This window comes from Streptomyces sp. NPDC052052 (assembly GCF_040680455.1).
Lineage (GTDB): Bacteria > Actinomycetota > Actinomycetes > Streptomycetales > Streptomycetaceae > Streptomyces.
On the sequence record NZ_JBFAWU010000004.1, the window covers coordinates 175,844 to 188,955 of the forward strand.

Sequence of the window (13,112 nt, forward strand, 5' to 3'; positions counted from 1 at the left end):
AGCAAGCACGCACGCAGTGAACGGAGCGGTGATGGTGGACGTCCCCACCCTGGTGGAGCAGGCCCGTGCGGGCCGGCCGCGGGCCGTGGCCCGCCTCATCTCCCTGGTGGAGGGGGCCTCGCCGCAGCTGCGTGAGGTGATGGCGGCCCTGGCGCCGCTGACCGGAAACGCCTACGTCGTCGGCCTCACCGGTTCGCCCGGCGTCGGCAAGTCGACCTCGACGTCGGCGCTGGTCTCGGCGTACCGCCGGGCGGGCAAGCGGGTCGGCGTCCTGGCCGTCGACCCGTCCTCGCCGTTCTCCGGCGGCGCGCTCCTCGGCGACCGGGTCCGGATGTCGGAGCACGCCTCCGACCCGGGCGTGTACATCCGCTCCATGGCCACCCGCGGGCATCTCGGCGGCCTCGCCTGGTCGGCACCGCAGGCGATCCGGGTGCTGGACGCGGCGGGCTGCGACGTGATCCTGGTGGAGACGGTCGGCGTCGGCCAGTCCGAGGTGGAGATCGCCTCGCAGGCGGACACCTCCGTCGTCCTGCTGGCGCCCGGCATGGGCGACGGCATCCAGGCGGCGAAGGCCGGAATCCTGGAGATCGGCGATGTGTACGTCGTCAACAAGGCCGACCGGGACGGTGCGGACGCCACCGCGCGCGAGCTCAACCACATGCTGGGTCTCGGTGAGGCCCGCGGCCCTGGCGACTGGCGGCCGCCGATCGTGAAGACGGTCGCCGCCCGGGGCGAGGGCATCGACGAGGTCGTCGAGGCGCTGGAGAAGCACCGGGCGTGGATGGAGGAGCACGGAGTGCTCGCCGAGCGGCGCACGGCCCGCGCGGCCCGCGAGGTCGAGACCATCGCCGTCACCCGGCTGCGGGAGCGCATCGGCGATCTGCACGGCGACCGCCATCTCGGCGCGCTCGCCGAACGCATCGTGACCGGGAGCCTCGACCCGTACGCGGCGGCGGACGAGCTCGTGGCAGGACTCACCGGGGCCTGACCTCGGACGAACCGGACGGGATCCGGGGCGGCGTGCGGGCCGCCTTCGGGTCCCGTCCGTGTGTCTGTGTGCGGCACCCGGGATCCTCCCCGACACGGCTGCCGCCCCGCATGGTTGACGGTGCGTCAGCTGGGGTGGGGCCGGAGCTGCGGTCGCTGATGCGTCCGTGGCAGGATGGCGGCCGGATGCGGGCACCAGGGCATCCACCGGCCATGCGAACCTACGGGGGGAGCGACGCATGCTGGGTCCGCTGCGGGAGAACTCGCCCGGACGGATCGGCCCGTACGGGATACGGGCCCGGCTCGGCGCGGGTGGCATGGGGGAGGTGTTCCTCGGTATCCGGGACGGTGACGGTGCACCGGTCGCCGTCAAGACGGTCCGGCGCGACGTGGCCCAGGACCCCGGCTTCCGCAGCCGCTTCCGACGTGAGATCACCGTGGCCCGGTCCGTCACCGGCCCCCATCTCGCGCTGCTGCTCGACGGGGACGCCGACGCCGAAGTGCCCTGGCTGGCCACCGGATACGTGGCGGGCCCGACCCTGTCCGCCGCCGTCCGCAGGGCGGGCGCGATGGACGAGGCCGAGGTGCGGATGCTCGGTGCCGGGCTCGCCCGCGCCCTGGCGGCCGTTCACGCGGCAGGGATCGTCCACCGCGATGTGAAGCCGGGCAACGTGATGCTCGCGGCCGGCGGTCCGCGTCTCATCGACTTCGGTATTGCCCGGGACACCGGCGCGACCCCGCTCACCACCACCGGCCGCATGGTCGGCAGCCCCGCGTTCATGTCGCCGGAGCATGTGGCGGGCAGCGGCCGGGTCGTCGCCGCCTCCGACGTCTTCTGCCTCGCCTCCGTGCTCTGCTTCGCCGCCACCGGGCGCGACCCGTTCGGCGACGGGCCGCTCGCCGCCGTGCTCTACCGGGTCAAGTGCGTCGAGGCCGATCTCGGCGAGGTGCCCGAGGCGCTCCGTACCGTCCTGGAGGACTGCCTGGCCGCCGACCCGGCCGCCCGTCCCACCGCCGAGGAACTCGCCCGGCGGCTCGCACCCGGGGCGGCCGGGCGATGGCCCGAGTCCGTGGGGCAGCACATCGCCGAGTACGAGCGCGAACTGGCCCGGGTCATGGCGCTCAACGGTCCGCTGCTGCCCGGCTACACGCCCACCGAAGTAACCCCACAGAACCCCGCCTCGCTCCACCAACTCCCCACACAGGGCACCGACTTCATCCCGGGCCTGCATGTCGCGCCCACCCAGGGGCCGGGTCTCGCGCAGCCCCCGCGCCGCTCCCGCCGCACCCTGGCCGCGGCCCTCGCGGCGCTGGTCGTGCTGGGAGCCGCCACCGGGGGCCTGCTGGTCTGGCGCAACAACCACACCACCCCCGAGGAGGCGTCGCGCGGGGGGAGTTCACCGGCCGCCCCCAGAATCATGGCCGGAGTGGACGAGAACGGCGGTCCGGACGCCTCGGGCACGATCCCGTACGGCCGCGACGTCCGGCCGACCGGCTGGAAGAAGTCCTGGCAGGGGAAGCTCTCCGGGCGTCCGATCGGCTGTTCCGCGGGCCGCGACGTCGTGGTGTGCCGGAAGACGGACGGCACCTACGAGGCCCTGTCGGCGGCCGACGGGCACCGGATGTGGACGCTGGACACGGGGCAGAAATCCCGATCGGCTGGCTGGGGGCCCCGCGGGCAGTTCTTCATGCCGGCCGGAGCCACCCGCCCCACCGTGTACGACGACATCGTCCTGCTTGCCGCGGGCGACCGGCTGCAGTCGCTGGACGCCCGGACCGGGAAGGTCCGGTGGGAGACCCGGTCGGGCGGTGCGCACGATCTGGACAGCGCCCCGGTCGTCGTCGACGGGCTGGTCTTCGCCGCCACCACGGCGGCGCCCGAGGGTGCCGCGCTCGCCGCCTACGACCTCGCGACCGGCGCCCTCACGTGGCAGAAGGAACTCGCCCCGCAGAACATCTCCAACGCCCAGAAGAGCAACTTCTGGCCGGTCGCCACCGACGGCACGGTGCTGTACGCCGTCGGAGAGGACGCACCGAAGGCGTTCCGGCCGAAGGACGGCACGGTGCTGGGCACGGCCGACGGCGAGGCCGTGCAGGGGACCGGGGACAGGACGAACTCGGGGTGTGGATCGCTCCGGGTGCGGGGCTCCTTCGCCTTCTGCACGACGTACGTCACCAACGACGATCCCTCCGGCTTCGGCGACGACATGGTCCTGCTGCGGTTCGCGGCGGGGACGCTCCGGGGGCAGGGGCATGTGTCGGTGGACTCCTCGCTCGTCGCCGGGGCGACGCTGACCGCGCTCGACGACCGGGTGGTCACGCTCCGCCGGGGCGACGAGTACGTCGAGAGCGTGCCCGACGAGATCGTCGTCGTGGGCATCGCCGGCGGCCGGCCGCTCGGGCGGTACCCGATCGGCGGGAACGCGGCGGCGGGCATGAGCAACCCGGTCTCCGACCCCCTGATCGTCGCGGACACGGTGGTCTGGGCGGACAGCACGACGCTGTACACGGTCCCGATCCGCCCGGACGGCACCCTCGGCCCACTCACCAGGACCCGCATTCCGGGCGCCCCGGGGCCGAGCAGGACACCCACGTACGACCGCGTCACGGACGGCGTGATGCTGGACAAGGAACTCCTCGACCCGCAGGTGCTGCCGGTCGGCGGTGTCGTCCATGTCGTCTACGGCGACGGCACCGTCGTCTCCCTGCCGCTGCCCGAGTGAACCGTCCGACGACCGGCGAAGGAGCCGCGCAGTGATCGAGCCGCTACCCGCGGGACGGGCCCGGCTGGTCGGCCCCTACCAGCTCCTGGGCCTGCTCGGTGCGGGTGGCATGGGCGAGGTGTACCTGGCCCGCTCCGCCGGCGCGCGAGATCCTCTCGCGGGGCTGGTCGCGCTGAAGACCGTACGTCCCGATCTCGACCTCGACGACGGTTTCCGGATCCGCTTCCGCCGTGAGATCGACGCGGCGGGTGCCGTGCGCAGTCCGCACACCGCGGCTCTCGTCGGCGGCGACGCGAACGGCCGGCTGCCCTGGCTGGCGACCGAGTACGTCCCCGGCCCCTCGCTCGCCGAAGCGGTGATCCGCACCGGGCCGCTGCCCGAGCCGGCGGTCCGGGAGATGGGGGCCGCCCTGGCCCGCGCACTCGCCGACATGCACGCCGTACGCGTACTCCACCGCGACCTCAAACCCGGCAACGTGCTGCTGGGCGCCGACGGTCCGAAGGTGATCGACTTCGGGATCGCCCAGGCCTTCGACGCCACTCAACTGACCCGGACCGGCGTCGTGGTGGGCAGCCCCGGCTACATCTCGCCCGAGCACGTCAACGGTTCACGCGCGCTCGTACCGGCCTCGGACGTGTTCTGCCTCGGAGCGGTGCTCGCCTTCGCCGCGACCGGACGGGGGCCGTTCGACGACTCGGACATGGCGGCGGTGATCTTCCGCATCTCCCAGGGCGATGCCGAACTGTCCCGCGTACCACCGCAGTTGCGAGCCGTGATCGAGGAGTGCCTGCGCAGTGACGCCGGGGCCCGGCCGACTCCGCGGCAGCTGGTGGAGATGCTGCTGGGGGAGCGGGCGGGCGGTGCGGTCGGTGGGTCGTTTCCCTGGCCGGAGCCGATTCAGGGACTACTGGCCGCGCACGCGGCCGGGGCGCGCGCCGTCGCGGAGGCGACCGGGCCTGCCGCTGCCGCACCGCCGGTCCCGTTCCACGCCCCGGACCACGGCGGGCCCGCTCTCGCCCCGACGCCCGTGGTGCCGGCGTCCGTGTCCGGGGTCCGGCAGGGGAACAGGGGGCGGTGGATCGCGCTGGCGGCGGCCGCGGTGGTGTGTGCGGTGCTGGGGACGGTCCTGCTGCCGGGGCTCTTCGAGGGGGAGGGCGGCAACGGTGGCACGGGCGGGGCGGGCGGCGCGGTGCATCCGACCGCATCCGCCTCGGGTGCCGTACGGACCGAGGCCGGGCCCGCCGTCGTTCCGGGCGCGGACGCGGGTCGCACCGGCGATTTCGGGACGGCCGCCGCGGACGTGTCCACCAGACCCGCGGGCTGGAAGGCATGGAAGGCCAAGATCGCCGACGGACCGGTGGAGTGCGTCCTGGCCGGCACGTCCCTGGTGTGCGGCGGTCCGCGGCGCATCACGGTGCTGGACGCCGCGAACGGGAAGCAGCGCTGGCAGACCCCTCAGCTGAAGGCGGGCACGGGTCCCGCCGCGGTGGCCGCGGTCATCGATACCACCGTGTACGCCTTCGAGGACGGCGCCCTGGTGGCGCACAACCTGGTCGACGGCGCCGAGCAGTGGCGGGAGCCGCTGCCGGACGGCGCCCAGGTGGCCGACTCGGTCCAGTCCGGCGGCGTCCTCTACTACGCGACGAACCCCACCAGCGGCGCAGGTTCCGGCCGGATCGTCGCCCACCGGCTCACCGGTACACACGGCCGCATGTGGGACAAGGAGTGGGAGGACCCGGCCACCGACGCCGAACTCGCCTTCGCCGACGGCCGGCTCGTCGTGGCCGGCGACGGCGCCACGGTGCTGAAGGGCGCCGACGGGGCCCGGCTGGGAGGCATCGGCGCCGACGAACTCGCCTGCCGCATGCCGGTCCTGAAGGGAAAGCAACTCCTCTGCTCCGGCTCGAACGGCCTGACCGTCGTCGATGTGACGGCGCCACAGAACCGCAGGACGATCGCCGCCGGGGTCGACATCGCCCACCGCCCCGCGCTCTCGCGGGACGGCAAGGTCGTGGTGAGCGGCAGGACGCGGGTGTACGCGTTCGGTCTGGCCGACGGGCGGCAGTACTGGGCGACGTACGACGGCGGCGAGGGGCTGCAGACGATGGGCAGCACGTTCGTCGCCGGCGACCAGGCGCTGGTCGTGGAGGGGTACGGGGTGTCCGCCGTAGCACTGTCCGCCGCCGGGCAGGACGCGGACGAGACAGGAGATCTGTTGACCGACTGGCCGGGGAAGCCGGGTGCTCCGCTCGACCCGGCGTCCGTCTCGCTCCTCGCCCGGGGCGACGCGCTCTTCCTGGGGTTCGGCGACGGGACCGTGCTGTCCGTCTACGCGCCCTGACGTGCCGAGGAGTTGCCGGGCGGGCCTGGTCGGAGCAGTCACGCCGACACCGCGGGAAAAGTGCCGAGGAACTCGCGGACGTGGCGCAGCCACGTCGCGCGGTCGGCCTCGTTGAGGATGTGCGCCGCGCCGGGCAGCTCGATCAGCTGGGCGCCCGGGATGCCCTTCGCCAGCCGGTACGAGCTCTCCGGCAGCACCAGCCGGTCGCCGGTGGGCACCACCACCAGGGTGGGTGCGGACAGTCCCGCCAGGTCGGCCCGGACGTCCACTCGGGATACCAGGTCGAAGTGGTCCAGCGTGCCCGGAGGCATCCCGGCCAGCGTCCGGGCGACCGCTGCGTCGAGGCCGGCCGGATCGATGTCAGCCAGGTCCGTCGATGCCAGGCACGATAGGTGGGCCAGCCGTGCCACGTCATCCCACTGGCCCGCGTCCGCCAAGGACTTGATGAGCCGGGTGGCGAGAGCCAGGACGGGGTCCGCGACCGCGAAGCCGGCGGTGAGGACGAGTGCCCGGACCCGCTCGGGATGCCGGGCGGCCATCCGGACGGCAACGGCGCTGCCGAGCGACTCCCCGAGCACGGCGAACGACTCCTGGCCCGCCGCGACGGCGGCGGCGACCAGTTGGTCGGCGAGGTTGTCCAGGTCCAGGGGTTCGGTGGCCACGGGGGAGCCGCCTGCTCCTGGGTAGTGCGGGCCGACGAGGGTGTGGTCCTGGGCGAGGTCGTCAAGGACGAGGCCGAAGTTGCCCTGGATGCCTCCGCCGGCGCCATGGGCAAGCAACAGCGCGGGGCCACTGCCCTGCACGATGACGTCGAGATCGGAAGTGGCAAGCGAGTGTGGGGTGTTCATGTGGCCGACGCTAAACTCCGACATCGGTGTCAGAGTCAAGTCGCGCGTTGCGCACGGGGAGACGCGAGCCGCATGCGTATGAAGGAGATGGTCCGGCGCACAAAAGTCCACGAGCGCCTGCTGCGCTACTACGAGCAGCAAGGACTGCTGGCACCGGAACGGCTGCCGAGCGGCTATCGCATCTACAGCGAGTCCGACGTAGAGACAGTGCGCCGCATCCGCTGCCTGCTGGCAGCCGGTCTCCCGACCTCTCTGATCGCTCAGGTTCTCCCCTGTATCCGTGCAGACGACGACCGCCTCGTGCCCACCTGCCCGGATCTGGTCGCCCAGCTACGGCAGGAGAGCGAGCGGATCACCCGTGCCATCGAGGAGTTGCGGGCATCCCGCACGATGCTCGACGTCGTCATCGCCGCCGCGCCCACGAGCGTGCCTCCGCCCGGGAGGACTGGCTGAGGGGGCTACTGGAGGGAGGGGGTGTTCCGACCGTGCACTGTTCCCCTCCGACCAGTGTTCCTGTGGTCGGTACTCGGCTGCTTGTCAGGAGGCTGTCGCCGGGCTGTCCCGCAGGCTGACGTTGGCGTGGCTCTCCTGGAAGCTCTGGTCCGAAACGAGAGTCAGCCGGGCCGTGGACCGGAACTCCGGCAGGGTGGTGGAGCCGCAGGAGACCATCGTGGTCTTGAGCTTGGCGGTGGTCAGGGCGAGCCCTTCGTTGAGGTCGCCCGCATAGGGGACGTAGCCGTCCACGCCTTCCTCGAAGACCAGTTCCTGGCCTCCCTGGCCGTAGCGCTGCCAGTTGCGGGCCCGGTTCGAGCCCTCGCCCCAGTACTCCTTGACGAAGCCGTCACGGGTGGGCAGCTTCGCGCCGGCGGCCTGGTCGAAGCGTGCGAAGTAACGTCCCATCATCACGAAGTCGGCTCCCATCGCCAGCGCAAGGGCCACGTGGTAGTCGTGCACCAGCCCGCCGTCGGAGCAGATCGGCACATACTCGCCGGTGCGTTCACGGAAGGCGTCCCGGGCCGCCGCGACGTCCAGCACAGCGCTCGCCTGGCCGCGGCCGATGCCCTTCTGGTCGCGAGTGATGCAGATGGAGCCGCCGCCCACCCCGACCTTGACGAAGTCGGCCCCCGCCTCGGCGAGGAAGGTGAACGCCTCGCCGTCGACCACGTTGCCACCCCCGACCGGGATCTCCGGATAGTGCTTCTTCACCCAGGTCAGCGCTTGCGCCTGCCAGTCGCTGTAACCGTCGGACGAGTCGAAGCACAACGCGTCCACGCCCGCTTCCAACAGGGCCGGGACGCGCTCCTGATAGTCGTGGGTGTTGACACCCGCGCCCACGCGCAGGCGCTTGGCGGTGTCCACGACCTGATGCGGGTAGCGCTTGTTGTCCGCGTAGTCCGAACGGAACACCAGGTGCTGCAGGTGACCCTCGGCATCCACGACCGGGAGGCAGTCCAGCCGTTCGTCCCACAGCCGCGCGTTGGCTCCGGAAAGCGTGGTGTCGGGTCCGGCATGGGCCAGTTCGGCGAGAGCGGTCATCCGGCCGCTGACCGGACCGTCCAGGTCGTGGCGCTGAGGGTGGAAGTCGCGGGAGGTCACCAGCCCGAGCAGGCGGCCGGTGGCGGTCCCGTCGTGGGTGACCGCGGCGGTGCTGTGACCGGTGCGGCGCATGACGTCGACCAGGAGGCTCAGGCTGTCGTCAGCGCGGACGTTGGTGTCGCTGGTGACGAATCCGGCCTTGAAGTTCTTCACCTGGCGGACCGCTGCAGCCTGGTCATGGATCGGCTGGTTGTGGTGCAGGAAGCTCAGACCGCCGTTGCGCGCGAGCGCGATCGCGAGATCAGGTGTGCTGACGGCCTGCATGATCGCGGACGTGAACGGCGACCGCAGTTCGATCGCCGATGCCTCGCCCGTGGCGTGGCGCGCCAGGGGTGCGCGCAGGTCAACTGTCGTAGTCGAGCAGCCGGTTCGAGTCCGGTTCGGCAAGAGCAGAAACTCGTTGAACGTCCGTGAGACCTCGGCGATGATCTGTGCCACTCGTTCCTCCTGACCCGTTGGCCGGGGCCCGGCTGCCCCGCCGCGACGACCGCCCTCGTGTCCCGCGGGGCCGGACAGGCAGAGATCGGCACGGCAGCCGTGGAGGTGCCACACACTGCGGCAGAGCCCTGACCGGCCCCTTGAATCGAACGGGGTGCGGTCGAGATCTGGCACCTTATCGATCAACTCGGCCGGTGCACGAATCGTGTCCCACGCCGGAAGCCGTCCCCTCGGGTGGTTGCTTCAGGTCGTCGGAGCGGGCGACGAGGATCGGGCCGGGGAGACGCGGCCAGGACCAGGGATTCGAGTTCGGCCTGCAGCGCATCCTGGACGGTCTGGGCCTGCTCATCGCCCAGCGTGCGAACTGAGCCGGACGGCGCTGCTCGGTCGCCGTACGGGGATGGCGGACGGGGCACGATTCGAGCTGCGGCTGCCGGGCGCCCGGTGTACGTCACCCCTGGTGCGGGCGCCGGCGCAGCGCTCCCTGCCCCCGGGCGCCAACTGAAGGTCACCGCTCCTGCTGCGGAGGCCGGACGAGTACGTCACCCCCGCCCGCCCCCGGGCTCACACCCTGCCGCGGCGCCCCCGCAGGTGTTCCGCGACCGGCGCCAGTGCCGCGTGCAGGTTCGCCAGCGCCTCCGGTGTCAACAGGTCCATGAAGTGCTTGCGCACCGACGCCACATGGTGCGGCGCCACCTTCCGCATCATCTCCGCGCCCTCCTCGGTGAGGACCGCGTACAGTCCGCGCCGGTCGGACTCGCAGTTCTCCCGGCGGACCAGGCCCGCGTTCTCCATGCGGGTGATCTGGTGCGAGAGTCTGCTCTTGGACTGCAGTGTCGCGGCGGCGAGATCGCTCATCCGCATGCGCTGGTCGTCCGACTCCGAGAGGTTGACCAGGATCTCGTAGTCGTTGTTGGTCAGGCCGAACGGCTGGAGATCCTTCTCCAGTTGGTGCATCAGCAGCCTGCTGACGTCCAGGTGGGTGCGCCAGGCGCACTGCTCCGCTTCGGTCAGCCAGCGAGTGGCCGTCTCGGTCTCCATGTATGGATTCTACCTAAGAAGTTGAAAGACGGACGAAGTGGGTGGAGTGTGACGCTCGATACCCGCTCGGGGGTGGGTCCGGACGCGTGGTGGGGACATACGGCGTCACACTCCGCAGAGTACCTTTCACCAACCGAAACGGCGCTGGAGGTCACCGAGCTGACCGGGCAGACGGGGTGCGGCGCCGGGTTGACCCGCGCCGCCCGGAACCCCTGCCTGCGCGGGCGTCGCCCCGGTCGGCTGCTCGGGCATCAGTACCTCGGTCGACTGGAGCAGCACCGTGCCCGCGCCGACGAACTCGAACTGGTGCTCCTCGCCCGATGTCCCACCGATCCCGGTGAACGACCTGAGGCCGCCCAGTACGCCCGTCAGGTAGCCGTGATCGTAGTGGTGACAGGGCGAGGGGCAGTCTGCCCAGCCCACCAGAGCCTGCGGATCGACCCGCAGCGGCGGCTCCATGAAGACCACCGGGCCGTTCGACGCGGCGACGAACTTCCCCGTACCGATCAGGGTCAGGAAGCCCGGCACGATCGACTGCTTGAGTGCCAGCGTCGGCTGGTAGGCGAGGAGATTGCCGGACCTGATCGTCAGATTGCCGTCCTCCAGGTCGTACGAGTTGACGTCGAAGGCGCGGTCGGCGAGGAGCATCTTGCCGCTGCCCTCGGCCACCACCCAGTCGCTCGCGTGCAGCGGCGAGTGGAAGCTCGTACGGATCAGCCGCTCGAAGCGGCCGTGGCCGATGCCGTTGAAGTCGATCCGCCCGTAGTAGGCGATCATCTTGCCCTTCTGCAGGAACCACTGACCTCCCTTGAGTTCCACACAGAAGGTGTACGCGTTGACGTTGTCGTCGGACGGCAGTGTCATCGGGTCGAAGACCACGGGTGTGCTCACAGCTTCTCCTCCGAGGCCTGGACGTACACCGCGCCGCTGCCGCTCAGCTCCAGTTGGAACGCCTCGCCGGAGCCACGCCCCACCATGTCCCGCCAGCCGAGCGCGGTGGAGAGTTTGTTGCGCACGTCGCCGTGGTGCGCCACATAGGCCTGCGGGTCCACATGCACCGCCCGGCCCGGGGTGATCGGCAGCTCGATCACCCCTCCGTGTGCCATCACCGCGACCGCGCCATGACCCTTGAGGGTGGTGGTGAACAGACCCTGCCCGGTCACCTGGCCGCGCACCATGCCCATCACCCCGCCCTGCGACCCCATGAACATCGTGCCCTGCTGGAGCGTGCCGTCGAAGGCCAGCAACCGGTCGGCCTCCACATACAGGGTGTCGCCGGACAGGTTGATCACCTGGATGTGGTGGCCGCCGTGGCCGAACATCACCGTGCCGTTGCCCTCCACCGTCATCAGCGGGGTCGCCTCGCCCGCCATCCGGCGGCCGATCATCGACATCACGCCGCCCTGGCCGCCCTGGATGTTCGGCGTGAACGCCACCTCGCCGCGGTAGGCGAGCATCGCACCGCGCTGGCTGTACATCTTCTGGCCGGGCAGGACCGTCGCCTCGACCATCTTCGAGTTGATCTCCCGGAACGGCATCAGACATCGCCCCCGATGGTGTTCCGCTCGCTCGGCTGGACGTAGACCAGTCCCTCGCCCTCGAACCGGATCTGGAAGGACTCGCCCGAGCCCTCGCCGATCAGCGTCCGGAAGTTCACCCCGGTCTGGAAGTGCTGTTGCACGTTTCCCTGATGGGCGATGTAGGCGCCGGGGTCGACGAACAGCGGGTACGAGGCCGAGACCCGCAGCGCCACCGCCGAACCGTCCGACATGATCGCCACCTGGCCGGTGCCCTCGACGGTGGTGGTGAACAGGCCGTTGCCCGTCGCCCCGCCACGCAGGCCGGTGAAGGTGGTGCCGGTGCGCAGCCCGGCGTCGGTGCAGAGCAGGTTGCTCGACTCGACGTAGAGCTTGTCGTTGTGCAGCGAGACGAGACTGATCTCGCTCGCCCGGTCGGCGAAGTAGCAGGTGCCCTGCCCGGTCACCTCCATCACGGTCATCTGTTCGCCGGTCAGCCGGCGGGTCACCATGCCGCGCAGGCCGTCGCCGCCGCCGGTCAACTTCTTGAACGTCATCCGGCCGTCGTACGCGACCATCGAGCCGTTCTTCGCCTTGACGGCGTCACCGGCCAGGTCGACGGCGAGCGTTCTGCTGCCTTGGAGTCGGAACATTGCCACGGGGTGACGGTAGCCGCAGGAAGGCGGCCGGGACAGGGACCGGAGGAGGGATGGTCCCCCTGAACCGACCCTGATACGCATCCGGGACAGGACCCGTACGTAACCGGACGCACACCGCCCCCCGCGCGGACGCCGCAGGAACCGATGCCACAATGGGAGCGCTTGTGCCTGTATTCACAAACTGTCACGTTCCTCCCACGCGAAGGTGCCCTCGTGGACATCAAGACCGCTACCGCCCTGCACCGGCTGCGCCTCATCTCGATTCCCGAGGCGCTGTCCTTCCCCGCGCTGATCCTCTTCGGCTCGGTCCTCAGCCGGGTCTCCGACATCGACTTCCTGATGATGCCGCTCGGCGCTCTCCACGGCGCCTTCTTCGTGATCTACGCCGTCATGCTGCTCGACGTCTGGATCAAGGCCAAGTGGCCGCTGAAGCGGGTGGCGTTCTTCTTCCTGCTCTCGGTGGTGCCGTTCGGCGGGCTCTACGGTGACAAGGTCCTCAAGCGCTACGAGGCCGACGGTGTCATCGCGGCCCGTGCCCGCCGGGAGGGTGTGGTCAGCGCATGATCGTCGCGTTCTCGGTCAGTCCGCTGGGTGTCGGTGAGGACGTCGGCGAGTACGTCGCCGACGCCGTCCGGGTCGTCCGGGAGTCCGGGCTGCCCAACCGTACGGACGCCATGTTCACCTCGATCGAAGGTGAGTGGGACGAGGTCATGGACGTCGTCAAGCGGGCCGTCGCCGCCGTCGAGGCCCGTGCCGGACGGGTCTCCCTCGTGCTGAAGGCCGACATCCGGCCCGGTGTCACCGACGGCCTGACCGCCAAGGTCGCGACCGTCGAGCGGTATCTCGCCGAGACGGACTGACGCCGCGTACGTCCGCGTGACCCGACGAGCCCCCGGCCCCACCCGACGCTGCTGGTGTCGACCCACAGCGTCCACCCGGCCGGGGGGCTCGTCCGGCTTCCG

At 71.1% G+C, this 13,112-nt stretch carries 12 protein-coding genes; 6 read left to right on the forward strand and 6 right to left on the reverse strand.

The features are described from left to right. Window positions 1-31 precede the first annotated feature (31 nt). The 3 genes from meaB to AB0L71_RS06660 all read left to right on the forward strand — a co-directional run bounded on the left by meaB (window position 32) and on the right by AB0L71_RS06660 (window position 6,051). Window positions 32-988, forward strand: coding sequence for a methylmalonyl Co-A mutase-associated GTPase MeaB (gene meaB / locus AB0L71_RS06650; protein WP_365238746.1), 957 nt, complete (start codon window positions 32-34; stop codon window positions 986-988). Window positions 989-1,226: 238 nt separating this feature from the next. Then, window positions 1,227-3,710: a protein kinase gene (locus AB0L71_RS06655; protein ID WP_365238748.1), complete on the forward strand. Its 2,484-nt coding sequence runs from the start codon at window positions 1,227-1,229 to the stop codon at window positions 3,708-3,710. A gap of 31 nt (window positions 3,711-3,741) precedes the next feature. Next, window positions 3,742-6,051, forward strand: coding sequence for a serine/threonine-protein kinase (locus AB0L71_RS06660; protein ID WP_365238751.1), 2,310 nt, complete (start codon window positions 3,742-3,744; stop codon window positions 6,049-6,051). Window positions 6,052-6,089: 38 nt separating this feature from the next. Here the strand turns inward: AB0L71_RS06660 and AB0L71_RS06665 are convergent, their stop codons facing one another. Continuing rightward, window positions 6,090-6,899 (reverse strand): alpha/beta fold hydrolase, encoded by an 810-nt coding sequence (locus AB0L71_RS06665; protein ID WP_365238753.1) that lies wholly within the window; start codon window positions 6,897-6,899, stop codon window positions 6,090-6,092. Window positions 6,900-6,971: 72 nt separating this feature from the next. Between AB0L71_RS06665 and AB0L71_RS06670 the strand changes: the two genes are divergently transcribed. Continuing rightward, on the forward strand, window positions 6,972-7,352 hold the full coding sequence (locus AB0L71_RS06670; protein WP_365238755.1) for a MerR family transcriptional regulator: 381 nt from the start codon (window positions 6,972-6,974) through the stop codon (window positions 7,350-7,352). Between the two features lie 84 nt (window positions 7,353-7,436). Here AB0L71_RS06670 and AB0L71_RS06675 read toward each other — a convergent pair whose 3' ends face one another. The 5 genes from AB0L71_RS06675 to AB0L71_RS06695 form a co-directional block, all read right to left on the reverse strand. Further along, window positions 7,437-8,933, reverse strand: coding sequence for an IMP dehydrogenase (locus AB0L71_RS06675; RefSeq protein WP_365238758.1), 1,497 nt, complete (start codon window positions 8,931-8,933; stop codon window positions 7,437-7,439). Between the two features lie 564 nt (window positions 8,934-9,497). Next, entirely contained in the window at window positions 9,498-9,974 is a 477-nt protein-coding gene (locus AB0L71_RS06680) for a MarR family transcriptional regulator (protein WP_365238761.1), read from the reverse strand. Window positions 9,975-10,100: 126 nt separating this feature from the next. Next, the gene (locus AB0L71_RS06685; protein WP_365238763.1) at window positions 10,101-10,865 is read right to left on the reverse strand and encodes an AIM24 family protein; all 765 of its coding nucleotides are present in this window, start codon (window positions 10,863-10,865) and stop codon (window positions 10,101-10,103) included. Beyond that, window positions 10,862-11,512 (reverse strand): AIM24 family protein, encoded by a 651-nt coding sequence (locus AB0L71_RS06690; protein WP_365238765.1) that lies wholly within the window; start codon window positions 11,510-11,512, stop codon window positions 10,862-10,864. Before AB0L71_RS06690 ends, AB0L71_RS06685 begins: the two co-directional genes overlap by 4 nt. Beyond that, on the reverse strand, window positions 11,512-12,144 hold the full coding sequence (locus AB0L71_RS06695) for an AIM24 family protein (RefSeq protein WP_365239111.1): 633 nt from the start codon (window positions 12,142-12,144) through the stop codon (window positions 11,512-11,514). The genes AB0L71_RS06690 and AB0L71_RS06695 overlap by 1 nt, the downstream gene beginning before the upstream one ends. A 219-nt stretch (window positions 12,145-12,363) precedes the next feature. Between AB0L71_RS06695 and AB0L71_RS06700 the strand changes: the two genes are divergently transcribed. Together AB0L71_RS06700 and AB0L71_RS06705 are read left to right on the forward strand one after the other, a co-directional pair. Further along, the gene (locus AB0L71_RS06700; protein WP_365238768.1) at window positions 12,364-12,714 is read left to right on the forward strand and encodes a DUF3817 domain-containing protein; all 351 of its coding nucleotides are present in this window, start codon (window positions 12,364-12,366) and stop codon (window positions 12,712-12,714) included. Further along, entirely contained in the window at window positions 12,711-13,010 is a 300-nt protein-coding gene (locus AB0L71_RS06705) for an MTH1187 family thiamine-binding protein (protein ID WP_365238771.1), read from the forward strand. Before AB0L71_RS06700 ends, AB0L71_RS06705 begins: the two co-directional genes overlap by 4 nt. Window positions 13,011-13,112 lie beyond the last annotated feature (102 nt).